The sequence below is a fragment of the Amycolatopsis sp. CFH S0740 genome (assembly GCF_004522315.1).
Lineage (GTDB): Bacteria > Actinomycetota > Actinomycetes > Mycobacteriales > Pseudonocardiaceae > Amycolatopsis > Amycolatopsis nivea.
Map to the genome: position 1 here is coordinate 224,680 of NZ_SDLS01000008.1, position 24,768 is coordinate 249,447.

Genomic DNA, 24,768 nt, shown 5'->3' on the forward strand with positions numbered 1-24,768 from the left:
GCGCGGTGCCTCGCTGGCATCGCGCGCACGGCACTTCCGACCGAGAGTCCACAACGGACAAAAGCTCACCGCACCCGCAACCGCCGCCGGGCGAAAACCAGAGCGCCAAGACTCAGCACCGCCAACGCCATCACGTAATAACTCGGCGCCAGATTGCTCCCCGTCACCTGGATCAGCCAAATCACCACCAGCGGCGTGAACCCGCCGAACAACGAAGCCGTGATGTTGTAGCTGACCGACAATCCGGTCGCACGGGTCCGGGTCGGGAAGACATCGGCCATCATCGTGCCCAGCGGGCCGACATACCAGACCTTGACCAGGCCGATCGCGGCCATCACCGCCGTCATCATCGCGAACGTCGGCTGGCTGTTCAGCGCGAGGAACAGCGGGAAGATCGCGAGCAGCATCACCGAGCAGGCGGCCGCCATCAGCGGGATCCGGCCGGTCCGGTCCGACAAGCGCCCGGCGACCGGGGCGAGGACGGTCAGCACGATCTGGGTGACGATGGTCGTGGTGAAGGCCAGCGATTTGGGCAGTCCGAGGTTGCGGATGGCGAAGGTCGGCATGTAGATGATGAGGTAGCTGATCGCGGTGGACACCGCCATCGCGCCCATCGCGACCAGGATCCGCGTCTTCTGCGAGCGCAGGACTTCCCGCAGCGGCGCCTCGGCGGCGTCCTCCTCGAACGCCGGGGATTCCTCGACGTGCCGCCGGATGTAGTAGCCGATCGGCGCGATCAGCAGGCCGAAGGCGAACGGGATCCGCCAGCCCCACGATCCGAGCTGCTGTTCGGTGAGCACCGCGCTCAGCACCGCGGCGAACACGATGCCCAGCAACGTGCTCAATCCCTGGCTCGCCGCGCCCCAGCTGCCCATGAATCCGCGGCGTTTCCGGTTGCTCTCCACCAGATACGCGGTCGCGCTGCCGAATTCGCCGCCCGCGGAGAAGCCCTGCAGCAGGTTGGCGAACACCAGGCCGATCGGGGCCGCGATGCCGATCGTCGCGTAGTTCGGCATGATCGCGATCAGCAGCGAGGCCACGGCCATGATCCGGATCGACCACACCAGCGCGGCTTTGCGGCCCGCGCGGTCGGCGTAGGAGCCGAGGATCATCCCGCCGAACGGGCGGATCAAATACGCGACCGCGACACTGGCGAAAGCCAGCATCAGCGAGACCGCCGGATCCGTCGCGGGAAAGAATTGTTTCGCGAGGACGTCGGCGAACAGCGTGTAGGCCCCGAGGCTGAACCATTCCAGGGTGTTGCCGATCGTGGCCGCGAGCACGATCCGGGACGAGCGCGGCGAGGGGGCGTTTTCGGTTCTGACGGCAGGGGAATCGGGAGCAGGGATCGACATGGTCGCCTCCGGGGCGGTGCGTTCGGCGTCATTGGTGAAGCGCGGTTCCGGGCACACCGGCCCGGACCAACCATGTGCGCGGGGAATTCAGCGAAGCTTGCCCAATTCGAGCAGGACATTCTCGGCGGTGGTGATTCCGGCGTGGAACCGGGCGAGTTCGAAATTCTCGTTGGGGCCGTGGTTGTGCTCGTCGACGTTGGCGAGCGGGATTCCGTAACAGGGCAGGCCGAGGCCGTCGGACAGCGCGGCGATCGGCAGGCTCCCGCCCATCGCGGGCACCAGCACCGCCGGACGGCCGGCGGCCGCGCTGACCGCGTCGGCGATCACCGCGGTGTAAGGCGATTCCGGCAGCGTCCGGGACGCTTCCATCCGCCCGCCCGGTACGTGCAGTTCGGCGTGCGGAAGGTGTTCGGCGAGGTGTGCGCGCAACGCCTCGATGACCGTCGTGGCGCGCTGGCCACCGACCGTCCGGATGTCGCAGCGGGCGACCGCGACGGCCGGAATGACCGTGCGGTGGTCACCTTCGTCCAAACAGGACAGCGAGTTGATGCTGAAGGTAGGCGAAGCCAGGCGGTCGTTGAACCCGACGCCGTCGGGCACGTCCATCCGGTCCAGCCCGACCTCGGCGAGCGCGGCGGGAACGTCGACCGGGAGCGCGTCCAGCGCGTCCCGTTCCGACGGGCTCAGCGGAACCATGCCATCCGCGATTCCCTTCACCAGCACCTCGCCTTCGGGCGAGCGCATCGTCGACAGCAGCCACACCAGTTCCCACGCCGGATTCGGCGCGACCCCGCCCCAGTTCCCCGAATGCAGCGCGGCCGGTGCACCGTGCACCCGGATCTCGAACCGGACCGCACCACGCACGCCGAGGCTGACCGTCGGCTCGCCGCTGTCGTGCACCGGACCGTCGCTCCACAGCACCAGATCCGCGTCCCACTCGTCGCGCAGGCCAGCGAGCGCGGATTCCAGGTTCGGGCTGCCGATTTCTTCCTCGCCGTCGAGCAGAACGGTCACGCTGCACGGCAGTTCGCCGGTCTCGGCGAGCGCGCGCAAGGCAAGCAGTTGCGCGAGGTGCTGCCCCTTGTTGTCCCCCGTGCCGCGCCCGTACATCCGGCCGTCCCGGACGCTCGCCTCGAACGGCGGGCTTTCCCAGGCCGCGAGCGGTCCGGCGGGCTGGACGTCGTAATGGCCGTAGATCACCACGTGCAGCGATCCGGGCGGCCCGTCGGCGCGGCCCACCACCAACGGCCAGCCGCCGGTCTCGACCCGCCGCGCTTCGAGCCCGCTGCGCCGCAGCAACTCGCACGCGAACTCCGCCGCCTCCGCCATGCCCTCGCCGGTGGCGCTCACGCTCGGGACGGCGATCCACTCGGCCAGCTCCGCCTCGTGCCGCTCCCGGTACTGCTCGACGTACGACTCGATGCGGCGCACCCGACCTCCAGTGATTTCACTTTCTGATATCGATGCCATCGAAGCAAATCGGCTAAGCTGCTGTCAATGGACGACCGTCTCCCGCGCCAAGCGACCGCCGACGACCTCCGCGCGCTCGCACACCCGCTGAGCTGGCGGATTCTGCGGCTGTGCCTGGATTCCGCGTGGACGAACCAGCAACTGGCGAAGCGGCTGCAGGAGTCGCCGGCGACCGTCCTGCGCCGGGTCCACGCACTCGCCGAAGCCGGTTTCCTGGTCGCCGAACCGGCCCGCCGGAGCGACCTCGGTGCCTGGGAACGCCCCTACCGGACGACGCGGCGGACCTGGCACCTCGACCTCGACCAAGCAGGCGATCCGGCACTGACCGCACGCGTCGAACTGGCGACCCTGGACGCCCACCGAGCCGAAATGCTCGAAGCCGACCCCACGTCGATCCAGCAAACCCGCCGCGGCGTGGTCCGGCTGAGCGACGAGGCCGCGGCCGAACTGCAGTCGCGATTGGACGCACTGCTGGACGAGTTCGTCGCGCGCGAGGAACCGGCCGGGCGGAGGCATTCGTTCCTGTGGAGCGTGGTCGAACGCCCCGGAGAGCCGGATATCGCCGAAGACTGAGGCGCACGTCACATCCCTTTTGTCTGATTACCGGGCTCCCCCGCGCAGCCATGCTTCAGCTCCGAAACGCACTCGACCGTGAGGAGCTGGCATGACCGGCAGCGAAACCTTCCCGATGGCGCGGGCGGCTGGATGCCCCTTCGCCCCCGCCCCTGGATTGACGGCGCGGCCACCGGTGTCGCGGGTGCGGCTGTGGGACGGCAGCGAGCCCTGGCTGATCACCCGGTATGCCGATGTCCGTGCCGTGCTTGCGGATCCGCGCGTCAGCGTCGATGTCGCGCAGCCTGGTTTTCCGCACACCAACGCGGTCAGCAAGGCCCGGGACGCGCGGATGAAGACTCTGATGCAGATGGACCCGCCGGAGCACACCGTTCAGCGGCGGATGCTCGCCTCGGAATTCACCGTCCGGAAAATGGCGGCGTTGCGGCCGCGTATTCAAGAGTTGGTGGACGACCTTCTTGACGGAATGCTCGCGGGGCCGAATCCGGCCGATTTGGTCGAGGCGTTCGCGATGCCGCTGCCCTCGTTGGTGATCTGCGAACTGCTCGGCGTCCCTTACGCGGATCGCGACTTCTTTCAGGGAGTGGCCCGCACACTCGTCATGGACGACCCGGACCCGGCGCGTGCCGTGGCTGCCAGCGAAGAGCTGAATGCGTATCTGGAAGACCTCGTCGCCACGAAATCCGCCGGGCCGGGCTTGCTCGGCAAACTGGCTCCCGCGATGGCTCCGCGCGAGATCGCGGTGCTGGGGCAGCTTCTGCTGGTGGCGGGCCACGACACCACCGCGGCCATGATCGCGTTAGGCACGGCCGTGTTGTTGACGCATCCGGAGCAGTTCCACGATGCGGCGGATCCGGTGGAGGAATTGTTGCGCTACTTGTCGATCACGCACACCGAAGCGCGTCGCGTCGCCTTGGCGGATCTTGAAATCGGCGGGCAGGTGATCCGCGCGGGCGAGGGCATCATCGCGGTGAAGAGCACCGCGAATCGGGATCCGCTGGCCTTTCCGGATCCCGATTCCTTCGACCTCCACCGGTCCGCCCGGCACCACGTCGCGTTCGGCTACGGGCGGCACCTCTGTCTGGGTGCGCCGCTGGCGCGGGTGGAGTTGCAGGTCGCGTACTCGACGTTGCGGCGACGGGTGCCGACGCTGGCGCTGGCGGTGCCGCTGGATCGCTTGGAGTTCAAGGAGAACGCGATCTTCTACTCGGTGCGCGAACTGCCCGTCACGTGGGCGAGCACGTTGACCACATTGCCGCCTGGATCCTCGACGAAAAACCGTCGCACGCCCCACGATTCGTCGGTCAACGGATAAACCACCCGCAGCCCGCGCCGGACCGACTCGGCGTGGGCTGCGTCGACTGCCTCGGGGGTGCCGAGATCGATGCCCCAGCGAGGGACGGGGTCGGTGCTTCCGGGCGGGAGGACGAGCACCTGCGCGGCCGGGTTGTCGCTGCTGCGGAGGCCGAGCGCGGGATGGTCCATGGCGACGTCGAGTCCGAGGACGTGGACGTAGAAGTCGCGGGTCGCGGCGTCGTCGATGCCTTCGGAGTAGGCGATGATGCGGTTGATCACCCGGTGAGCGTCGCAGATCCGCCGGGCGCGGGTCTTGGAGAAAGGGGAGCTAGCTGCCGGCGGAGTAGGCGATGCGGCGGTGCCGTCCGGGGCGTTGGACTCGCCAGTGCCGTCCGCGCGACGAGGACCGGCCGGAGTCGCGAGCTTCCAGTGCCACGTGACGCTCCGCGAACTGTTCGGCGGTGATGCTCATCAGAACGGGGTACTTGACCTCCCCGCGGAGCAACTCGGCGTCGCGGAGCCGGCCCTCTTCCCGGAAGCCCAGCTCGCCGTGCAGCGCCAGCGAGGCGAAGTTGCTGCCGTTGACGCTCACCTCGCACGCCCGGTACCGGCACCGTTCGAACATGAACGCCAGCAGCAGCGCGACCGCGTCGGCGGCGTAACCGCAGCGACGGTGCTGCGGGCCGATGCCGACGCCGTAGCTGAACCGGCCGGAGAACGGGTCCGTTTCGACCCACACGGAGCCGACCAGCGTCCGGTTGTGCAGGGTCTCGATCGCGAAGTGGAAGCCGTCCGGGGAGGAGTGCCCGCGGTGCGTCGCCCAGTGCCGGTAGCCGCCGACCTGCGGATCGCGCGCCCGGACCGAGTCCCGGTCGAATCCGGCGAGGGTGCGCTGGTCGCCGGGGCGGACCTCGCGCAGCCGCACCTTCCGTCCGACCTCGTCGACCCGCCACGGGGCGACGGCGCCGGACCGGGGCCGCCGAGACGCATTCGTGATCATCGGGAGTGATGGTACCGGGCCGCGTCCGGGCGGGTTTCAGAGAATCCCCGATCGGCGCCCGGACCCGTCACTCCTTGCAGTTTCCCTTCACCGGAGCGGGTTTCTCCGGATCGAACTGCCCGGGGTCGGGCTTCAGCGAAGGCCCGGTGAAATCCGGGTCGGCGAACGCCGGGGCGAGCAGCAGCTTCTTGGCCGCGACGCACGAGACCTCGGTGGAGTACCCGCCGGTCTCGCCCATCCACAGGCCGCGGCTGCCGGGCGCCCAGGCCGAGCCGCTGCGCACGATGTAGTCGGCGTCGGTCCGCACGAACGGCTCCGGGTCGCCCGGGCCCTCGACGGGTCGGCTGCCGGGATCGAAGGCGTAGGCCACGACGTACGAAACGTGCAGGTACAACTCCCCCGCCTCGCCCGGCCGCAAGGTCATCTTCCCGGTCATCCTCGGCTGCACGGGCAGGAGGTGATAGCCCTCCTCCAGGTAGACCGCGTAGGACTGCAGATCGGCCTGGAGACCCGCCCGCGCATCCGGGGCGAAGAGACCGAGAAACGCCTCAGGGTGATGCCCTTCGAGGACGTTCTTGTCGAACTGCGCGACCTCGACCGCGTGCTTGACCTGCTCCTGCGCCGCCCCGACCTGCTTCGCGGAGAACGAGCCGGCCTTCGCCGGAGCCGGGATCTTCAGCCCGGCGATGCCCTCGGGCCAGTTCTGCGCCGGGGTGTTGAGGAACGGCCAGGTCAGGTCGACGTGCCCGGAGTCCGGGAGATCGGTCGGCGCGGGCGCGGTGGTGGTCGGCACGGGCGCGGCGGGAGTGCTCCCGGCGACGTCCTCCGGGCTCGCCCCCTGCTTCCACAGGTAGAACCCCGCCGCCGCCACGACGATCACCACCGCGCCCCAGATGGCGGCCAACCTGCGCTGACGCGCGCGGCGGCGGCCGCGGCGCAGGCCGGTCCAGGCTTCCTTCTCGGCGTGCCGCTGCCAATCCGGGTCCATCAGGTCCGGATGGCTCTCGATGTCGTGCTCGTCCACGTGCCCCCGCCTGTCTCGTCGATCTCGCATCGAAAGATCGACAACCGCGAGCAGGCGTTACGAGCGGCCGGGCTTCGCAATCATTTCGGAATCCAAGCGGGTTAAATCACTTTGCACGGAATGTCGGCATTCTCGTCGAGATGATACGAAGCGCACACGCGGTGGTAACCGTCCGCGATCACCAGGTCGTCGGCCGTCTCGAACCCGGGGTGGCCGTGCCCGCGGACGAGCAGGACCGGCGAGAGCGCTTTGCCGTCCTTGACCTTCTCGAGGTCCTTCGCGACGTGCGCGTTGTCCTCCGGGAGAAGCTTCAGCTTGCTGGCCCGGAGGATGTCTTTCGCTTTGCGGTGCGTCAGTTTCGCGTCTTTCAGCTGATCGACCAGACGGGTCGCGATGTCCTCGGGCGCGACCAGCGTGAGATAGTCGGATGCCGCCGGATAATCGTGCTCGTCCGGTTCGTCTTTCCAGTGTTCCTTCACGACGCCTCCCTCGATTCGACGGGAGCCATTGTCGTCCGGTCGCAGGCGGGCGGGCCAGGTCCGAAGCGGTACGCGTCAGCGGCGGATCAGCCCCTGCGCCTTCCCCGCCGCCACCGCAGCGGTCCGGGAATCCACCCCGAGCTTCGTGTAAATGTGCACCAGATGCGATTTCACCGTCGCCTGGCTCAAAAACAGCCGTTTGCTGATCTCCAGGTTCGACAATCCGTCCGCGACCAGACCCAGCACTTCGATTTCCCGCGGGGACAACGCGGCCGCCGGGGTGCGCATGCGGTTCATCAGCCGGTGCGCGACCGCGGGGGCCAACACGGTCTGTCCGGTGGCGGCGTTGCGCACCGCGGCGGCGAGGTCTTCCGGCGGGGCGTCCTTCAGCAGGTATCCGGTCGCGCCTGCTTCGATCGCGGCCAGGATGTCGCCGTCGGTGTCGTACGTCGTCAGGACCAGCACTTTCGGCGCGTCGGCCGCCGCAGTAATCGCCGCGGTTGCTTCGGAGCCGTGCATTCCGGAGCCGAATTGGAGGTCCATCAGCACGACGTCCACGCCTGCCGCCAGCCGCACGGCCTCTTCGGCGGAGGACGCTTCGGCGACGACTTCCAGGTCCGGTTCGGTTTCCAGGACGGCGCGCAATCCGGCGCGGACGACGGGGTGGTCGTCGGCCAGCAGGAGGCGGATCATCGCGGGTCCACGGGGAAGCTCACGGCCAGCGCGGTGCCGTTGCCGGGCGACGATTCCACCGTCCACGAGCCGCCGAGGGAGCGGGCGCGGGCGCGCATCGCGGGCAGGCCGAAGCCGCTGCCGCCGCGCACTTCCTGCGGGTCGAAGCCGATGCCGTCGTCCACGGCGTCCAGGGTGATGCTCGTGTCCATGTAACTCAAGGTCAGCTCGGCGCGGCCGGCCGCCGCGTGCCGGACGGTGTTGGCCAGCGCCGACTGGGCGATCCGCAGCAACGCGACCTCGTACGCGGTCGGCACGTCGAACGGGGCGCCGCTGAGGTGAAAGTGGACAGTCAGGCCGGAACGCTGTTGCGTGGTCGCGCACAGGCGTTCCAGGGCTGCGGGCAAGGACGCGCCTTCCAGTTCCACCGGGGCCAGTGCGTAGACGAGGCGGCGGGCTTCGGTGAGGTTGTCCTGGGCGGCTTGCCGGGCTTGCGTGACGTGCGGGACCGCGGCGTCGGGACGGTCCGGCAGCGCGCGTTCGGCGGCGCGGAGCAGCAGGTGGATGCTCGAAAGACCCTGTGCCAGCGTGTCGTGGATTTCCCGCGCGAGGCGTTCCCGTTCGGCTAGCACGCCCGCGGAGTGTTCCATCGCGGCGAGGTCGTTGCGGGTCTCGCGGAGCTCCTCGATGAGCTGCCGCCGTTGCTCGCTTTCGCGGTAGAGCACCTGGTAGCCGAGCACGGTGGCGATCGCGACCGCCGCCCCGAGCGCCGGGCCGATGATCACGCCGACGCTGAATCCGCCTTGGTGGCGCGTGAAACCGGCGATCGCCAGCACCGTGGTCAGCGCGACGACGGCCGGGCCCCAGCGCGTCGGCAGCAGGTGCATTTGCAGGAAGTACAGCGGGAAAGCCAGCCACACCCCGTCGGGCGTGAGCCACAGCAGCACGAGCCACGCGACGCCCAATACGGCCAGCCACCCGGCCGTCGCGCCCGGCAACCGGCCGACGCGAGGCAGCAGCGGGCCCGCGGTGTAGACGCCGCCCATCACCAACGCGCCCGCCAGCACCGCGGGCGCGTGCGGCGCCCCGTCGGCGAACGCGCGCGCGACGGCGAGCACCAGCAGCCCGGCGAGCAGGAGGTGCAGGCAGACGCGCAGCACGCGCAACGGCCGGTCGAGGGTGTGCGGGTTCACGAAAGCGGCTACCTCCCCCGCCGATTGTCCGGGTCCCGGGCGGAATCCGCATCAATCGAAAGGTTGAGCGGCGAGTGCACCCATCGATTCCCGGGAGACCGTCCGCGGCGCGATGTCCTCGATCCCCGGCCGGACGACGCTGGGAAGCACACCGAGAAGGAAGGGACGCACATGTTCGTCGCGTGGCGGGATCTGCGCTTCGCCAAGGGGCGGTTCGCGTTGATGGGAACCGTCGTCGTGCTGATGACGTTGCTGGTCGGGCTGTTGTCCGGGCTGACCGCGGGGCTGGCCGCGCAGAGCACGTCCGCGATCACCGGGTTGAAGGCCGACCATCTGGTCTTCGCCGAGCCCGGCAGCGGATCGCTCTCGTTCGGACAGTCCACAGTGACCCGTGCGCAAGCCGAGCAGTACGCCCGGGTCCCGGGGGTGACCAGCGCGGAGCCGATCGCGATCAGCACGGCCAGCGCGGCGGTCGGCGAGCGCACCGCGACCTTGGCGGCGTTCGGAGTCCAAACCCAGCGCCCGGGCACCGCGGTGCTGTCCACCGAGGCGGCTGACGCGTTGAAGGCCCGCGAAGGCGATCAGCTCACCTTGCAAGGCCAGAAAGTCACCGTGTCCGCCATCTCCGGGGACGCGTCCTACAGCCATCTCCCAGTGGTGTGGACGCACCTCGCCGGTCCAAACGCGACAATGCTCGCGCTGACCACCGACCCGTCCGCCGATCTCGCCGCCGCGGACGCCCGCCTCGGCACCCGGACCGTCACGAAGGACGACGCGTTGTCCGCAATCGGTTCGTATTCGGCGGAAAACGGCTCGCTCCAGCTCATGCGCGGCTTCCTGTTCGTGATCTCCGCGCTGGTGATCGGCGCGTTCTTCACCGTGTGGACAATCCAGCGCAGCCGTGACATCGCGGTGCTGAAAGCGCTCGGCGCGACGACGAAGTACCTGCTGCGGGACGCGCTCGGCCAGGTCGTCGTGCTGCTGGTCGGCGGGACCGCGCTCGGGACCGGGCTCGCCGCGGCGCTCGGAGCGGTCGCGTCCGGGACGGTGCCGTTCATGCTCAGCGCGGGCACCTTGCTCGGCCCGGCGGCGGTGCTCGTGGCCCTCGGGGTGCTCGGCGCCGCGCTCGCGGTCCGCCGCATCACGTCCGTCGACCCGCTGACCGCCCTCACCTCCGGAGCGCACTGATGAGCCTGCACCTGTCCGGCATCACCCTCACCTACCCCGACGGCGATGCCCGCCTCACCGCACTCGACCAGGTCGACCTCCACGTGCCCGCCGGGAGCGTCGCCGCGGTGGTCGGACCGTCCGGGTCCGGCAAATCGAGCCTGCTGGCCGTCGCCGCGACGCTCATCCGGCCTGATCGCGGAAGCGTGGTCGTCGGCGGCGTCGACACCACTGATCTGGACCGCGCCGCGCTGGCGGAACTGCGGCGCACCAAGATCGGGATCGTGTTCCAGCAACCGAATCTGCTCGCGTCGCTCACCGCGGCGGAACAACTGGAAGTCATGGCGCACCTGAGCGGAACGCCGCGCCGCGAGGCGGCGAAACGGGCCGCGGAGTTGCTCGACGCGGTCGGGCTGGCCGATCGCGCGACGCACCGGCCGGGCCGTCTTTCCGGCGGACAGCAGCAACGGGTCAACATCGCGCGCGCCTTGATGAACGAGCCCGCCGTGCTGCTGGTCGACGAACCGACGAGCGCGCTGGACCAGGACCGCGGCGCGGCGGTGATCGATCTGCTCACTACGATCACGCATCAACAGGCGACGGCAACCGTGCTGGTCACCCACGACCGCTCCCACCTCGAAGGGGTCGACTCGGTGCACGAGGTCGTCGACGGACGGATCCACCAGCCGGCCCGGGCCGGCGCCGAGGAGAACCGATGACGAAGAAGATCTACTGGGCCGCCGCGATCTACACGATCCTCGGCCTGCTCGGCGGGCTGTACTACCGCGAGCTGACCAAGGCGGAGCACTTCACCGGCGACACCCAGCTGTCCATTGTGCACACTCACCTGCTCGCGCTCGGGACGCTCGTGTTCCTGATCGTCCTGGTGCTGGACAAGGTGTTCACGCTCTCGGCGACGAGGTCGTTCGCGCCGTTCTTCTGGATTTACCACGCCGGGATGCTCGTCACGGTCGGCGGAATGGTCGTGCACGGCACGCTCACCGTGCTGGGCAAGGAATCCGGCGCGGCGATCGCCGGGATCGCCGGCCTGGGGCACATTCTGCTGACGGTCGCGTTCGTCCTGTTGTTCGCCGGTCTCCACGGCCGCATCGGGAAGCCCGCCGAGTCGAAGGCATGACGTGAGGGGACCCCTCAGGGAATCTGATTCCCTGAGGGGTCCCCTCACGTACTTACTGGCGGCGGAAGGTCGCCGGGCGCGCCCGCGTCCCGGGCCTCCTTCCGGGCGACCCCGGCCCTTGTCTCGGGCTGAGACCGGCGTTACGCTTCGTCGACGGCGGTGCGCCCGCACCGTCCGTTCCGTTCGCTCTCGAGGAGGTGCGCGTGCTTCTGACTTCCGGACAGCTCGCCGACCTCCGTCAGCGCACGCGCCAGTCCGCTTGGAACAAGGGGCGCGTCGCGCACGGCTGGCCAACGCGGCACTGAGCGGTCTCCGCTCGGTCACGCTCCGCGCACGGGATCGCTTTCCCGTTGCCGCTCCTCCCACGGTCCCCTGACCCGCGCCGACCCGGCGCGTCGGCGGCCGTGGCCCCAGCCGAGAAAAGACGAGAGGAACTCCGATGGTCGACCCCGAGGTGACCGTCAACGGGAAACGCACCGCGATCGGCGCCGTTCCCGTGCACACCACGGCACTGGACTGGCTCCGCGGACAGGGCCTGACCAGTTGCAAGGAGGGCTGCGCCGAAGGCGAATGCGGCGCGTGCGCGATCCTGGTCGCGCGGCCCGGCGTCGAATCCCCGACGGACCTGGTCGCGATCAACGCGTGCCTCGCCCCGGTCGGATCGCTGGACGGGCAGGAAGTGTGGACGGCCGAGGGTCTCGGGTCCACTGAGGACTTGCACCCGGTGCAGCACGAAATGGCCGTGCGCGGCGGATCCCAGTGCGGGTACTGCACTCCCGGGTTCGTCTGCAGCATGGCCGCCGAGTACTACCGCGGCGACCGCGCCGCGACCGGCGACGAGCACGCGCCGAACGGCTTCGACATCCACGCGCTGAGCGGAAACCTCTGCCGCTGCACCGGATACCGGCCGATCCGCGACGCCGCGCACGCGCTCGGCGCTCCCCCGGCCGAGGATCCGCTGGCACAGCGCCGCACCTGCCGCGCGCCGGAACCCGTTGCGACGCGACTGCACGACGACGGACGGGATTACCTCCGCCCGGCCAGCTGGAGCGAAGCACTGCAACTGCGCCACGACCGTCCTAACGCGACTTTCGTGGCCGGGTCGACGGACTGGGGAGTCGAGGTGAACATCCGCGGCGTCCGGGCGGAGTGCGTCGTCGCCATCGACCGCGTGCCGGAACTGCAGGTGCTGGACATCGGCGCGGACGCGATCGAAATCGGGGCCGGGCTGAGCCTCACCGAAATGGACCGCCGCCTCGACGGCCGGGTGCCGTTGCTGAGCCAGCTGATTCCGCAGTTCGCGTCGCGGCTGATCCGGAACACCGCGACACTCGGCGGAAATCTCGGCACCGGTTCACCCATCGGCGACTCCGCACCGGTGTTGCTCGCCCTGGGCGCAAGCGTCGTGTTGTCCTCTGTGGACGGAGAGCGCGAAGTGCCGCTCGACGAGTACTTCACCGGATACCGGCAGAGTGTGCGACGGCAAGACGAACTGATCCGGTCCGTGCGGATTCCCTTGCCACTGGCCGGAACCACCGCGTTCCACAAGGTCGCCAAGCGGCGGTTCGACGACATTTCCAGCGTCGCCGTCGCGTTCGCGCTCGACATCGAAGACGGTCTCGTGCGCACCGCGCAGATCGGCCTCGGCGGGGTCGCCGCGACGCCGATTCGCGCCAAAGACACCGAAGCGGCGCTCGTCGGACAGTCCTGGAACGAGGAAACCGTCCGCGCCGCAGCGGAAATCCTGCGCGGCGAGGGCACGCCGATGGACGACCATCGCGCGAGTGCCGCCTACCGCGCCGCGACGTTGGGCCGCAGCCTGCTGAAACTTCACGCCGACTCTCTTGAGGGAGCACGAGCATGAGTGCACTTTCCGATCGCCCCGAAAGCCCGTCCATCGGGATCGCCCGTCCGCACGAAGCTGCCGCCGCGCACGTCCGGGGCACCGCGCTGTACACCGACGACCTTGTCGCCCGCACGAAAGACGTCCTGCACGCATACCCCGTACAGGTAGCGGAGGCACACGCGAAGGTGCTCGCGATCCGCACCGAGGCAGCGGAAGCCGTACCCGGCGTGGTTCGCGTCCTCACCGCAGCGGATGTCCCTGGCGTCAACGATTCCGGCGTGCACCACGACGAACCGCTGTTCCCGTCCGAGGTCATGTTCTACGGCCATGCGGTGGCCTGGGTGCTCGGCGAGACGCTGGAAGCGGCGCGGCTGGGCGCGGCGGCGGTCGAGGTGGACACCGAAGCGCTGCCGTCGCTGGTGACCGTCGCCGACGCGATCGCCGCGGGCAGTTTCCAGGGCGAGCCGCGAGTGGTGGCGCGTGGCGACGTCGACCCGGCGATGGCCAGTTCAGCGCACGTTTTCCGCGGCGAATTCGACTTCGCCGGACAGGAGCACTTCTACCTGGAAACCCAGTGCGCGCTGGCGCACGTCGACGAATCCGACCAGGTTTTCGTGCAGAGCAGCACGCAGCATCCGTCGGAAACGCAGGACATCGTGGCGCACGTGCTGGGCAAGCACAGCCACGAGGTCACCGTGCAGAGCCTGCGGATGGGCGGCGGGTTCGGCGGCAAGGAATGGCAGCCGCACGGGTACGCCGCCGTCGCCGCGCTCGGCGCGACGCTCACCGGACGTCCGGTGCGGCTGCGGCTCACCCGCACCCAGGACATGACGATGACCGGCAAACGGCACGGTTTCCGCGCCGAATGGAGCGTCGGCTTCGACTCCGACGGCAAGCTGCAGGCGTTGGACGTCGTGCTGACCGCGGACGGCGGCTGGAGCCTCGACCTGTCCGAACCGGTGCTCGCCCGCGCGCTGTGCCACGTCGACAACGCGTACTGGATCCCGCACGTCCGCGCGCTGGGGCGGATCGCGAAGACGAACAAGACGTCGCAGACCGCGTTCCGCGGCTTCGGCGGGCCGCAGGGCATGCTGGTGATCGAGGACATCCTCGGCCGCTGCGCGCCGTTGCTCGGCATCGACCCGACCGAACTGCGACGGCGCAACTTCTACTCCGAAGGCCAGGAGACGCCGTACGGGATGCCGGTGCGGCACCCGGAACGCATCCACCGGATCTGGCAGCAACTGCTGGACTCGGGCGACGCCGAAAAGCGGCAGGCCGAGATCGCGGCGTACAACGCGAAGCACGCGCATTCCAAGCGCGGCCTCGCGATCACGCCGGTGAAGTTCGGGATTTCGTTCAACCTCACCGCGTTCAACCAGGCCGGCGCGCTGGTGCACGTCTACAAGGACGGCTCGGTGCTGATCAACCACGGCGGCACCGAAATGGGCCAGGGCCTGCACACGAAGATGCTGCAGGTGGCCGCGACCGCGCTGGGCGTGCCGCCGGAGAAGGTGCGCCTCGCCCCGACCCGGACGGACAAGGTGCCGAACACCTCGGCCACCGCGGCGAGTTCGGGCGCGGACCTCAACGGCGGCGCGGTGAAGAACGCCTGCGAGCAGATCCGCGACCGGCTGCTCACCGTCGCGGCGGGCAAGCTCGGCGTGCCCGAAAGCGACGTCCGGATCGTCCGCGGCGCCGCGCGCACCCCGTCCGGCGAGGAGATCGGCTGGGACGAACTCGTCCACGCGGCCTACTTCGACCGAGTGCACCTTTCCGCGGCCGGGTACTACCGGACCGAGGGCCTGAGCTGGGATTCCGCCACGATGAGCGGCACCCCGTTCAAGTACTTCGCCTACGGCGCGGCGCTGGCCGAGGTCGAGGTGGACGACTTCACCGGCGCGTACCGGACGCGGCGGGTCGACATCGTGCACGACGTCGGCGACAGCCTGTCCCCGCTGATCGACATCGGCCAGATCGAGGGCGGGTTCGTGCAGGGCATGGGCTGGCTGACCCTGGAGGACCTGCGCTGGGACGAGTCCGACCGGCCCTCTCGCGGACGGCTCGCGACCCAGGCGGCGAGCACGTACAAGCTGCCGAGTCTTTCGGAGATGCCGGAGGTCTTCAACGTCACGCTGCTCACCGACGCCGCAGAAGAAGGCGCGGTCTACGGCTCGAAGGCGGTCGGCGAGCCGCCGTTGATGCTGGCCTTCGCGGTGCGGGAAGCGTTGCGGCAGGCGGTCTCCGCGTTCGGCGAGCCCGGGCACAGCGTCGACCTCGCTTCGCCTGCGACGCCGGAGGCCGTGTTCTGGGCGATCGACCGTGCCGTCACCGCCGCTCCGGTGGTCGAGGAGCAGGTACCGGATCTGGTGGGCCAGCCGTGAACTGGCTCAGCGCGGTCCAGCACCTGCGGGACGCGGGGCTGCCCGGCGTGCTCGTCACCGTGACGTCCTCGCGCGGGCACACCCCGCGCGAGGGCGGCGCGAAAATGGTGGTCGGCTCGTCGGAAACGCACGGCACGATCGGCGGCGGCAACGCCGAGGCGGTCGCGATCGAGCGGGCCCGGGAGCTGTTGCGGGACAACGCGACCGCGCCGGTGCTGCAAACGCTTTCGTTGTCCGACAAGGCTCCTTACCAGCACGGCGTGCAATGCTGCGGAGGGACGATGACGCTGTTGTTCGAGCCGCTTCCGGTGCGTCCGGCGGTGGCGGTCTTCGGGGTCGGGCACGTCGGTCTCGAACTGGCGCGGGTGCTCGCCCGGCACGAGGTTTCGCTGCACCTGATCGACAGCCGACCCGAGCAGCTCACTGCGGAACGGCTGGCGGTGCTCGACGACGCCGTGGCCAGCGTGCACGTCCACCAGGTCCCGCTGCTGCCGGAAACGGTGCTGTCGGAACTGCCCGCGGGCACGCACGTGCTGATCATGACGCACGACCACGCCGAGGACATCGCACTGTGCGACGCGGCTCTGCGCAGCGGCACCTGCGGGCCGATCGGGCTGATCGGGTCCGCCGGGAAATGGTCGCGGTTCCGGAAGCGGCTGACCGATCTCGGGCACGACGAGGCGGCGCTGTCCCGGATCACGACGCCGATCGGGCTTCCGGACCTGGCCGGGAAGGAACCGGCGGTGATCGCGGTGAGCATCGCGGCTTCATTGCTGCAGAAATTCCAGGCGCGCGTCCAGCCGGGAGCCCTTAAGGCGTAATTCGCTTGCCTGCCCCCGGGAGCACGACTGGGATACGGGGAGACACCGTCAGCTCCTGGGGGCCTCCTGCGATGGAAATCCGGCGCAACAACGACTACGAGCTCTTCTTCAGCACCGTCCAGGCCGCGTTCGGCCGGTACTGGCCCGACTCGGCGGGCAGCGGGATCCTGGGCGCTTTCGAGAGCGAACGGAGCTTGATCGCCCACGCGCCGGACGGGAAGCCGGTCGGCACCACCGGCGCGTACTCGTTCGACCTCACGCTTCCGGGCGACGTGCTCGCCTCCGCGGCCGGCGTGACCGCCGTCGGTGTGCTGCCGACGCACCGGCGGCAGGGCGTGCTCCGCGCGATGATGCAGGAACACCTCGCCGACGTCCGTGCTCGCGGGGAGTTCCTGTCGGTGCTGCTCTGCTCCGAAGCGGTGATCTACCGGCGGTTCGGCTACGGACCGGCCACCTACACGGAGCAGATGACCGTCGAACGGCACCGCTCCGGTTTCGGCACCCCACGCGGAGGTACGCCGGTCGCGACCGGCTCCGTCGAGCTGCTCCGCCGCGTCGACTGCGGTGAGCTGCTGGAAGAGATCTACGACCGCTACCGCCGCACCCAGCCTGGCGCGTTGTCGCGACCGCACCGCTGGTGGGCGCTGGGCGCGGGACATCCGCCGACCGGCCCGGAGCCGCGGTACCTCGCCGTGCACCGCGACGCGGACGGCACCGCTGACGGGTACGCGAGCTACCTGGTCAACGACACCGTCCTGACCGTCGACGAGGTCATCGCCGTCGACGACGCAGCTTTCACCTCGCTCAGCCAGTACCTGCTGGGGCACGATCTGGTGAAGAAGATCGACTTCAGGCACCTCCCGCCGGGGAACCCGCTGCGCTGGCAGCTGGCGGACCTGCGCGCGGGCGAGCCCACCACGACGGACTGGCTTTGGGTGCGTTTGCTGGACATCCCGCGCGCCCTGACCAGTCGTGGTTGGTTCACGGACGGGTCGCTGGTCCTCGACGTGACGGACCCGTTCCTGGCGGAGAGCGGCCGGTACCGGCTCACGGTGCGCGACGGGAAGGCGGAATGCGTGCGAACGGACCTCGCGCCGGACTTGTCGCTGGACGTGAGCGACCTCGGGTCGATTTATCTCGGCGGGACCTTGCCTAGTGTGCTCGTGCGGGCTGGGCATGTTCAGGCGCACAGCGGAGAAGCGGCCGGGTTGGCGGACGCGCTGTTCCGGTCCGACCGCGCGCCCCACTGCGTGCACTGGTTCTAAACCAGCACCTCCGCCGCCAACCGGCGCGCGTACGCCGCGTCGAGGCCGTCCGGGCGGAACAGGATCCGGTACATGATCGGGGCCACCACCCGGTCCATCACCGTCTCCGCCGCCGGTGCGGCCTCGCCCCGGGCGACTGCCCTGGCCAGGACCACTTCCACCTGGTCGACGGCGTACGCCGAGCACTGTCCGGCGTTGCTGCCGTCCGGATCGCCGAGCAGCGCGTCGCGGATGTAGGCGCGGCCCGCCGGCGAGGACATTTCGTCCAGGAACAGTTCGGTCCACGCCGTCAAGTCCTCTGCCAGCGAACCGTGGTCCTCCGGCGGAGCTTCCGGGCGCAGCCGCTCGACCGCGACGTCCGACAGGAGTTCTTGCAGGTCGCCCCAGCGCCGGTAGATCGTCGACGGCGTGACGCCCGCGCGGGCGGCGACCTGCGGCACGGTCAGCGCGTCCCGGCCCGATTCGGCGATCAGGTCGCGGACGGCGGCGTGCACCGATTCCTGGACTCGCGCACTGCGCCCGCCCGGGCGCACCATCCGCTTCTGGCTCACCGTGCCACTGTAAGCCGCGCCCGTTCCAGTGCGTGTCCGGTCCGCAGCAGCACGGACTCGCCGTGCGGACGGGCGAGGAGTTGCAGGCCGATCGGCATCCCGTCGGGATCGTCGCCGATCGGGAGCGTCAAGGCGGGCACGCCGGTGATGTTCGCCGGGGCCGAGAGCCGGATGTATGCGTCCGAGACTGTTTCGACGCTCCCGTCAGACCAGGTGACAGTCTCCTGTCCGGCGGGAACGGCGGTCGTCGGGACGGTCGGTGCGGCCAGGACGTCGATCTTGTCGAACAGCCGCGTCCATTCCTGGCGCATGAGGGTGCGGGCGCGTTGGGCACGCAGGTAGTCCCCCGCGCTCATCAGCTCGCCGGCTTCGAGCAGGACGCGGACGTCGGCGGTGTACTGGTCGGGCGCGGTGCGCAGGCTTCGTTCGTGATACGCCGTGGCCTCGGGAACCATCAGGCCCCAGTGCGTCGCCTGGAGGTAGCGGGTCATCGGGATTTCGACGTCGACCAGCTCCGCGCCCAGTTCGACGAGGTGGTCGATGGCCTCGCGGACGGCGGTTTCCACTGCCGGGTCGAGGTGGTCGAAGTAGTAGTTGCCCGGTACTCCGACGCGGAGGCCGGTCAGGTCTTCGCCAAGGGAGAACGACTGTCCAATAAGGACGGACAGTACGAGCGCGGCGTCCTCGACGGTACGGGTGATCGGGCCGACATGGTCCAGCGACCAGGACACCGACGTCACGCCGTTCCGCGGGATGAGGCCGTAAGTCGGCTTGAGGCCGACGACTCCGTTCAGCGCGGCGGGGACCCGGATCGAGCCGCCGGTGTCGGTGCCGAGGGCGAAGGTCGCGGCACCCGCGGCGACGGCTACTGCCGAACCGCCGCTGGAACCCCCGGCGACCCGGGATGGGTTGCGCGCGTTGTGCGTCTGCGGAGTCGTGAGGCCGTAAGCGAATTCGTGCGTATGGGTTTTGCCGAGGAGGACCGTTCCGGCGGCCTTGAGCTGGGCAGCGACGGTGCTGTCCCGCTCGGCGCGGTGTCCGGCACGGACTTGGGAACTGGCAGTGGTCGCGGTTCCGACGACGTCGATCAGGTCCTTCAACCCCACGGGGATGCCGTGGAGCGGGCCGCGGAGGTCGCCGAGTTCCGCGGCTACCGCACGAGCCCGATCGGCGTCCACCGAGACGTACGCGTGCAGCCGGGGTTCCACCTCGTCGATGCGCGCCAGGACATCTTCGACCAGCTCCATCGGCGACACCCGGCGGTCCCGGATCGCGGCGGAAGCTTCGGTGAGGGTGAGGTCAGCGAGCGACATGGCTCTCCTCCGCGCGGTAGAGGGAAGCCGGTGGGGTGTCGCCGAAATCCAGGTCGCGCAGGACGGTCACCACGGAGTGGATGTGGTTGGCGACGGCGGCGACGTCGGAATGCCGGGCAGCAGCCAGCGGCAATCCGGCTCGGGCGGCCAGGCTCGCCGCCTCCTCGGGGGTCAGGTCGGACACAAGGACTCCTAAAAGCTAAGCGTTTGCGTTAAGCGACAGTAGCGACTATCGTGGCTTAACGCAAACATGTTGCGTTAAGGAGGCGTTGCCCATGTCCTGGACCGTCGGCGAGATCGCTGTCCACCGGATCGACGAGATCGAATTCCCCGCCGCTACCGGACCCTGGCTGCTTCCCGGCGCGACCGCCGGGGTCGTCTCGGGCGAGGACTGGCTGCGGCCGGACTTCGCCGACGGCGGCGCGATCCGCTTGCACAGCCACAGTTTCGCGTTCGAGAAGGACGGGATGAAGATCCTCGTGGACACCGGGATCGGCAACGGAAAGACCCGCGCCAACCCGGCGTGGCACGGGCTCGACACCGGATACCTGGACGCGCTGGCCGCCGCCGGGTTCGCGCCGGACGACGTGGATCTGGTGCTGCTCACCCACCTGCACGCCGACCACGTCGGCTGGAACACCCGCGAGCAGGACGGCGAATGGGTTCCGACGTTCGCCTCCGCCCGGCACGTCACCGCCCGCGCCGAGCGGGAGTTCTGGGCGGGCTACGCGATGGACGAACCGCGGCGGCAGATGTTCGAGGATTCCGTGCTGCCAGTGGAACGCGCGGGCCTGCTGGACCTCGTCGACGTCCCAGCGGACGGGGCGGAAATCGTGTCCGGCGTGCGGCTGCTGCCGACGCCCGGCCACACGCCGGGGCACGTCTCGATCGAACTGCGCAGTGCCGGCGAAACCGCGCTCATCACCGGCGACGCGGTGCACCATCCGGTGCAGTTCGCGCACCCGGAGATCGGCGCGTCGGTGGACATCGACCCGGCGGAATCCGAGAAAACCCGCCGTCGCCTGCTCGCCGAACTGGCCGATTCGCGCGCGCTCGTACTGGGCACACACTTCACCCCGCCCACCGGCGGCCACCTGGTGCGGGGCGGGGCCAACTACCGGCTCGTGGAAAGCCGTGAAGGACTCCTTGGGGGAATCTGATTCCCGCAAGGAGTCCTTCACGGACCTCAGGACAGGTAGATCGGCAGGCCTGCGACCGCTTCGCTGATCGCCCCGTCGAAGGCGTCGGCCAGCGAGTCCGGCGAGATTTCCGTGCTGTACACGACGATCGACCGGCCTGGATCGATCTCCAGGACGTCCACCGTGCCGAGATGATCGGCGACAGGGAGATCGCCGCCGGTCACCCGGTACTGCAGCCGTCGCCGGGCCGGGTCGTGGGTGACGACGGCCTCTTCCAGGACCGAACCGTCCCCCAGCACCACGGTGCGGTGCCGGGTGTCGCCGGTGGAGGACTTCATCGACGGGAACCAGTCGGCGACCGCTGCCGGATCGCCGATCACCTGCCAGACCGCGTCGGCGGGTGCGTCGATCAGGACATGGGAGCGCAGGGCGGCCATCAGCTGTCCGAGAAAAGCTTGCCCGCCCGCGCCCAGTTCGCGGTGTCGACGTCGGTGAACACGATGCCGACCGATTCCGGGGCGCAGTCGCCGATCCGGCAGATCTCGCGGGTCAGCACCTCGGCCAGCTCGCGTTTCTGCTCGGTGGTGCGACCGGGGAACCAGTCGATCTGGACGTGCGGCATGGGAACTCCTTGTCAGCTCAGTGATTCGGCGGCCCGCTGGGTGCGGGCCCGGTATTCGCGGCGGATGGCGAGCGCTTCGTCCAGCTCGACCGCGACGAAACGGGTGCGGGTGTTCGGCGCGGACTGCGCCACCAGGTCCAGGTCTCCGCTGAGGACAGTGCCGACCATCATGTACCCGCCGCCGGACACCGCGTCGCGGTGCAGGATGATCGGTTCGACTCCACCGGGAACCTGGATCGAGCCGATCGGATAAGGCGCGTCCACGATGTTCGACGGGTCCTGTCCCGCGCCGAACGGCGGAGTGCGCGGCTTGGTTTCCAAGTGCGCGCCCTGGTACCGGAAACCGACCCGGTCGGCGACCGGGGTGAGCGTCCAGTCGGTGTCCAGGAACGTCGCGCGGCCCGCGTCGGTGAGCACGTGGTCGTAAAGCCCCATCACCACCCGGACTTCGATCTCCTTCGACAACGCCGGGCGCAAGGATTCCGGCAGTGCACGCCCGGCGACGCCCGCGCCGGCACCGACCGGAATGACGTCTCCGGCGACGAGCGGCGCTCCGCTGATCCCGCCGAGCTTTCCCAGTCCGTAGGTGGATCGGCTGCCCAACACCAAGGGGACGTCAACGCCGCCGCTCACCGCGATATATGCGCGAGCGCCTCGTTTGCAGAACCCGAACGTGAGGACATCGCCCGCTTTCACCGCGAATGCTTCCCACAGCGGCCGTTCCTCGCCGTTGAGTTTCGGCGGAAGTTCCGCACCCGTAATCGCGATGACGGTGTCTTCGGTGAAGTGCAGCTCGGGTCCCATGTAGACACACTCGAGCACGGCCGCACCGGGATCGTTGCCCACCAAGCGGTTCGCGACCGAGTACGAGTACTGGTCGAGCGCCCCCGAGGGCGGGATGCCGACGTCGTAATAGCCGTTGCGGCCGGCGTCCTGGATCGTCGTGGCCAGTCCGGGCTGGCGGACCTCAATCGGCACGGAGCACCTCCATCAGTCCCGCGGTGAAGCCGTCCGGGTCGTCGAGGTACTCGCGCAGCCCGAAGTCGACCGGGCGCGAACGGATCCGGAACGTCCCGGCCTCGACCTCCTTGACGTGATCGTCGTAGGCGTCCCGGTCGATCGGCTTGAACCGGACGATGTCGCCGGGCCGGAAGAACACCATGAACTCGCCGAAGTCCGGCAGTTCCTGCGCCGGATCGTAGATCGGGGCGGGCGTGATGCCGAACATCTGGTACCCGCCCGCGCCGCGCACCGAGTAAATGCAGCTGAAGCAGCCGCCGTAGCCGACTGTCTGCTTAGGAGTGTCCGTGCGCGGCCGCAGGTACTTCGGCACGACGATCTGCCGTTCCCGGGGCACCATCTGGTACATGAACGGCAGCCCCGCGACGAACCCGACCATCGAGACGAACCACGGCGCACCGCTGTGCGCGGCGATGAATTCCTCCGCACCGGCGTATCCGTTGATCCGCGCGGCGTACTCGATGTCGGTCGCGTCCGGGTCCTGATGCCGGTCGCGGAAGCGCATCAGCGTTTCAGTCGTCCACGGATCCTGGTACAGCACCGGAATCTCGACCACCCGCGTCGACAGGCTGAAGTCCGCGGCGTCGCCGACCTTCTCCTCGATGTCGCGCAAATACGCCATCAGAGTGCGCGGCTCGATGACGTCCGGGTCGTACCGGACCTGATAGGACGCGTTCGCCGGGCAGATTTCGATCACGCCGTCCGGCCGGTTCTCGCGCAGCGAGGTGGTGATCGCCATTGCGCGAAAGTTGGCCTGCAGGCTCATTTCCTCAGCCAGCTCGACGAAAATGTGCTCGTCGCCGCCCCAGCTGTACCGGGCGGGAGTCGCGCCGCTCATGCGCCTGCCTCCGCCCGCTTCGTGAGCCACTCTTCGAGCGTGCCGGTGGTGAACGCGCCGTCGGCGAACCATTGCTGCCCGAGAAGTTCGACGAGCAGCGTCGTGGTGGTGGGAACGCCTTCGACGACCAATTCGGACAGTGCGCGCTTTGCCCGGCGCAACGCGGTCGGCCGGTCGTCGCCCCACACGATCACCTTGGCCACCAAGGAGTCGTAGAACGGCGGGACCTGGCTGCCCGGTGCGAGCCACGTGTCGGTGCGGACCCACGGGCCGCCCGGCAACCGGACGTCGCCGATCTTCCCGGGCCCGGGAAGGAAATTGCGCTCCGGGTCTTCCGCGCAGACCCGGAATTCGACCGCGTGCCCGCGCTTGGTCACGTCCGTTTGCCGGAACCGCAACGGTTCCCCGGCCGCGATCCGCAGCTGCTCGGCGACCAGGTCGATCCCGGTGATCAGCTCGGTGACCGGGTGCTCCACCTGGATCCGGGTGTTCATCTCGATGAAGAAGAACTCGCCGGTGTCGTCGTCCACGAGGAACTCGCAGGTGCCCGCGCTGCGGTAGCCGACCTCCTTGCACAGCCGCACGGCCGCGGCGGTCATCTCGGTCCGGATCCGCTCGTCGATGCCCGGCGACGGCGCCTCCTCGACCACCTTCTGCCGCCGCCGCTGCAGCGAACACTCGCGCTCGAAAACGTGCACAGTCTCGGAACCGTCGCCGAGCACCTGCACCTCGACGTGCCGCGCGGCCCGCACGAACCGCTCCAAATACATCTGGCCGTCGCCGAACGCACTCGCGGCCTCGCCGGAAGCCTGCGGGAACGCGACCTTCAGCTCGGCCTCGTTCGCGACGACCCGGATTCCGCGACCGCCGCCGCCCGCCGCCGCCTTCAGCATGATCGGATACCCGATCTCGCCCGCCGCGGCGACCGCTTCGGCCACATCGGACACTCCGCCGGGCGTCCCGGGCACCGTGGGCACCCCGGCCGCCTGCGCGACTTGCCGCGCCCGGACCTTGTCCCCCATCTGCTCGATGACCGAGGCGTCCGGACCGACGAACGTCAGTCCGGCGTCCGCCACCGCCGCGGCGAACGACGCGCGCTCGGACAGAAAACCGTAGCCCGGGTGCACCGCGTCCGCGCCGGTTTCCTTCGCCGCGGCGAGGATCGCGTCCGCCACCAGGTAGCTCTTCGTCGCCGGAGCCGGGCCGATCGGGACGACCTGGTCGGCGAGCAGCGCGTGCGCGGCGCTGCGGTCCGCCTCGCTGACGACCGCGACCGTCTCGATTCCCAGGTCGCCTGCCGCGCGGATGATCCGGACCGCGATCTCGCCGCGGTTGGCGATCAGCAGCCGTTTCATGCGTCCACCTCGAGCACTACGAGCGGCTGGCCCGCGTCGACGACCGCCTCGGCGTCAGCCGCGAACTCCACGACGGTCCCGGCCGCGCCCGCGGGCACCGGGTAGAAGGACTTCATCACCTCGACCAGCCCGACCGTGTCGTCCGCGCCGACCTTCTGGCCGGGCTTCACGAAATCCGGGCTGTCCGGGTCGGGCTTGCGGTAAAAGACCCCGGGAATGGGCGAAACCACTTCGAGACGGGACATCA

Annotated in this window: 27 protein-coding genes; 10 read left to right on the forward strand and 17 right to left on the reverse strand. The window is 69.5% G+C overall.

All coding sequences use genetic code 11. From position 1 onward, the window contains the following. Positions 1–65: 65 nt before the first annotated feature. Together EIZ45_RS16645 and EIZ45_RS16650 are read right to left on the reverse strand one after the other, a co-directional pair. Entirely contained in the window at positions 66–1,355 is a 1,290-nt protein-coding gene (locus tag EIZ45_RS16645; protein WP_134663541.1) for an MFS transporter, read from the reverse strand. Positions 1,356–1,442: 87 nt separating this feature from the next. Continuing rightward, positions 1,443–2,786, reverse strand: coding sequence for a M20/M25/M40 family metallo-hydrolase (locus EIZ45_RS16650; protein WP_240690661.1), 1,344 nt, complete (start codon positions 2,784–2,786; stop codon positions 1,443–1,445). Between the two features lie 66 nt (positions 2,787–2,852). On the opposite strand from EIZ45_RS16650, the gene EIZ45_RS16655 reads away from it, so the two are divergent. Next, positions 2,853–3,398: a winged helix-turn-helix domain-containing protein gene (locus EIZ45_RS16655; protein WP_205669959.1), complete on the forward strand. Its 546-nt coding sequence runs from the start codon at positions 2,853–2,855 to the stop codon at positions 3,396–3,398. Between the two features lie 91 nt (positions 3,399–3,489). Continuing rightward, positions 3,490–4,713, forward strand: coding sequence for a cytochrome P450 (locus EIZ45_RS16660; RefSeq protein ID WP_240690662.1), 1,224 nt, complete (start codon positions 3,490–3,492; stop codon positions 4,711–4,713). Here the strand turns inward: EIZ45_RS16660 and EIZ45_RS16665 are convergent. The 6 genes from EIZ45_RS16665 to EIZ45_RS16690 form a co-directional block, all read right to left on the reverse strand. Continuing rightward, complete coding sequence (locus EIZ45_RS16665) at positions 4,602–4,973, reverse strand: VOC family protein (protein ID WP_134663544.1); 372 nt, start codon at positions 4,971–4,973, stop codon at positions 4,602–4,604. The genes EIZ45_RS16660 and EIZ45_RS16665 overlap by 112 nt on opposite strands. A 49-nt stretch (positions 4,974–5,022) precedes the next feature. Continuing rightward, a complete protein-coding gene (locus tag EIZ45_RS16670) occupies positions 5,023–5,619 on the reverse strand; it encodes a GNAT family N-acetyltransferase (protein ID WP_037815060.1) in 597 nt (198 codons plus the stop codon). Between the two features lie 142 nt (positions 5,620–5,761). Beyond that, positions 5,762–6,718 (reverse strand): hypothetical protein, encoded by a 957-nt coding sequence (locus EIZ45_RS16675; protein ID WP_043840177.1) that lies wholly within the window; start codon positions 6,716–6,718, stop codon positions 5,762–5,764. Between the two features lie 101 nt (positions 6,719–6,819). Further along, the gene (locus EIZ45_RS16680; protein WP_043840179.1) at positions 6,820–7,197 is read right to left on the reverse strand and encodes a hypothetical protein; all 378 of its coding nucleotides are present in this window, start codon (positions 7,195–7,197) and stop codon (positions 6,820–6,822) included. Positions 7,198–7,272: 75 nt separating this feature from the next. Further along, on the reverse strand, positions 7,273–7,890 hold the full coding sequence (locus tag EIZ45_RS16685) for a response regulator transcription factor (RefSeq protein WP_134663545.1): 618 nt from the start codon (positions 7,888–7,890) through the stop codon (positions 7,273–7,275). Continuing rightward, positions 7,887–9,062: a sensor histidine kinase gene (locus EIZ45_RS16690; RefSeq protein WP_043840181.1), complete on the reverse strand. Its 1,176-nt coding sequence runs from the start codon at positions 9,060–9,062 to the stop codon at positions 7,887–7,889. Before EIZ45_RS16690 ends, EIZ45_RS16685 begins: the two co-directional genes overlap by 4 nt. A gap of 171 nt (positions 9,063–9,233) precedes the next feature. On the opposite strand from EIZ45_RS16690, the gene EIZ45_RS16695 reads away from it, so the two are divergent. The 7 genes from EIZ45_RS16695 to EIZ45_RS16725 all read left to right on the forward strand — a co-directional run bounded on the left by EIZ45_RS16695 (position 9,234) and on the right by EIZ45_RS16725 (position 17,683). Beyond that, complete coding sequence (locus tag EIZ45_RS16695; RefSeq protein ID WP_134663546.1) at positions 9,234–10,250, forward strand: ABC transporter permease; 1,017 nt, start codon at positions 9,234–9,236, stop codon at positions 10,248–10,250. After that, positions 10,250–10,948 (forward strand): ABC transporter ATP-binding protein, encoded by a 699-nt coding sequence (locus EIZ45_RS16700; protein ID WP_134663547.1) that lies wholly within the window; start codon positions 10,250–10,252, stop codon positions 10,946–10,948. The genes EIZ45_RS16695 and EIZ45_RS16700 overlap by 1 nt, the downstream gene beginning before the upstream one ends. Continuing rightward, positions 10,945–11,367, forward strand: a complete 423-nt coding sequence (locus EIZ45_RS16705; RefSeq protein ID WP_043840185.1) for a DUF2871 domain-containing protein — start codon at positions 10,945–10,947, stop codon at positions 11,365–11,367. The genes EIZ45_RS16700 and EIZ45_RS16705 overlap by 4 nt, the downstream gene beginning before the upstream one ends. A gap of 439 nt (positions 11,368–11,806) precedes the next feature. Beyond that, positions 11,807–13,231 carry a xanthine dehydrogenase small subunit gene (locus tag EIZ45_RS16710; RefSeq protein ID WP_134663548.1) on the forward strand — a complete coding sequence of 475 codons (1,425 nt, stop codon included), beginning with the start codon at positions 11,807–11,809 and terminating at the stop codon, positions 13,229–13,231. Further along, a complete protein-coding gene (gene xdhB, locus EIZ45_RS16715) occupies positions 13,228–15,597 on the forward strand; it encodes a xanthine dehydrogenase molybdopterin binding subunit (RefSeq protein WP_134663549.1) in 2,370 nt (789 codons plus the stop codon). Before EIZ45_RS16710 ends, xdhB begins: the two co-directional genes overlap by 4 nt. Next, positions 15,594–16,418, forward strand: coding sequence for a xanthine dehydrogenase accessory protein XdhC (xdhC, locus tag EIZ45_RS16720; RefSeq protein ID WP_134663550.1), 825 nt, complete (start codon positions 15,594–15,596; stop codon positions 16,416–16,418). The genes xdhB and xdhC overlap by 4 nt, the downstream gene beginning before the upstream one ends. 71 nt (positions 16,419–16,489) lie before the next feature. Further along, positions 16,490–17,683, forward strand: coding sequence for a GNAT family N-acetyltransferase (locus EIZ45_RS16725; protein ID WP_134663551.1), 1,194 nt, complete (start codon positions 16,490–16,492; stop codon positions 17,681–17,683). Here the strand turns inward: EIZ45_RS16725 and EIZ45_RS16730 are convergent. Genes EIZ45_RS16730 through EIZ45_RS16740 form a run of 3 tightly spaced genes read right to left on the reverse strand, consistent with a single transcriptional unit; the run spans position 17,680 to position 19,731 of the window. Continuing rightward, positions 17,680–18,234 carry a TetR/AcrR family transcriptional regulator gene (locus tag EIZ45_RS16730; protein WP_043840193.1) on the reverse strand — a complete coding sequence of 185 codons (555 nt, stop codon included), beginning with the start codon at positions 18,232–18,234 and terminating at the stop codon, positions 17,680–17,682. The genes EIZ45_RS16725 and EIZ45_RS16730 overlap by 4 nt on opposite strands. Further along, on the reverse strand, positions 18,231–19,547 hold the full coding sequence (locus EIZ45_RS16735; RefSeq protein ID WP_134663552.1) for an amidase: 1,317 nt from the start codon (positions 19,545–19,547) through the stop codon (positions 18,231–18,233). Before EIZ45_RS16735 ends, EIZ45_RS16730 begins: the two co-directional genes overlap by 4 nt. Next, positions 19,534–19,731 (reverse strand): hypothetical protein, encoded by a 198-nt coding sequence (locus EIZ45_RS16740; RefSeq protein ID WP_037814852.1) that lies wholly within the window; start codon positions 19,729–19,731, stop codon positions 19,534–19,536. The genes EIZ45_RS16735 and EIZ45_RS16740 overlap by 14 nt, the downstream gene beginning before the upstream one ends. 91 nt (positions 19,732–19,822) lie before the next feature. Between EIZ45_RS16740 and EIZ45_RS16745 the strand changes: the two genes are divergently transcribed. Next, positions 19,823–20,707 (forward strand): MBL fold metallo-hydrolase, encoded by an 885-nt coding sequence (locus tag EIZ45_RS16745; protein ID WP_134663553.1) that lies wholly within the window; start codon positions 19,823–19,825, stop codon positions 20,705–20,707. A 26-nt stretch (positions 20,708–20,733) separates the two neighbouring features. On the opposite strand, the gene EIZ45_RS16750 is transcribed toward EIZ45_RS16745, so the two are convergent. Genes EIZ45_RS16750 through EIZ45_RS16775 form a run of 6 tightly spaced genes read right to left on the reverse strand, consistent with a single transcriptional unit; the run spans position 20,734 to position 24,766 of the window. After that, complete coding sequence (locus tag EIZ45_RS16750; RefSeq protein WP_205669960.1) at positions 20,734–21,123, reverse strand: SRPBCC family protein; 390 nt, start codon at positions 21,121–21,123, stop codon at positions 20,734–20,736. Further along, positions 21,123–21,308, reverse strand: a complete 186-nt coding sequence (locus EIZ45_RS16755; protein ID WP_043840203.1) for a tautomerase family protein — start codon at positions 21,306–21,308, stop codon at positions 21,123–21,125. Before EIZ45_RS16755 ends, EIZ45_RS16750 begins: the two co-directional genes overlap by 1 nt. 12 nt (positions 21,309–21,320) lie before the next feature. Next, a complete protein-coding gene (locus EIZ45_RS16760) occupies positions 21,321–22,286 on the reverse strand; it encodes a biotin-dependent carboxyltransferase family protein (RefSeq protein ID WP_043840204.1) in 966 nt (321 codons plus the stop codon). After that, positions 22,276–23,166 carry an allophanate hydrolase subunit 1 gene (locus tag EIZ45_RS16765; RefSeq protein ID WP_134663555.1) on the reverse strand — a complete coding sequence of 297 codons (891 nt, stop codon included), beginning with the start codon at positions 23,164–23,166 and terminating at the stop codon, positions 22,276–22,278. Before EIZ45_RS16765 ends, EIZ45_RS16760 begins: the two co-directional genes overlap by 11 nt. After that, a complete protein-coding gene (locus EIZ45_RS16770) occupies positions 23,163–24,521 on the reverse strand; it encodes an acetyl-CoA carboxylase biotin carboxylase subunit (protein WP_134663556.1) in 1,359 nt (452 codons plus the stop codon). The genes EIZ45_RS16765 and EIZ45_RS16770 overlap by 4 nt, the downstream gene beginning before the upstream one ends. Further along, positions 24,518–24,766 (reverse strand): acetyl-CoA carboxylase, encoded by a 249-nt coding sequence (locus EIZ45_RS16775; RefSeq protein WP_037717008.1) that lies wholly within the window; start codon positions 24,764–24,766, stop codon positions 24,518–24,520. The genes EIZ45_RS16770 and EIZ45_RS16775 overlap by 4 nt, the downstream gene beginning before the upstream one ends. Between the last annotated feature and the right edge of the window lie 2 nt (positions 24,767–24,768).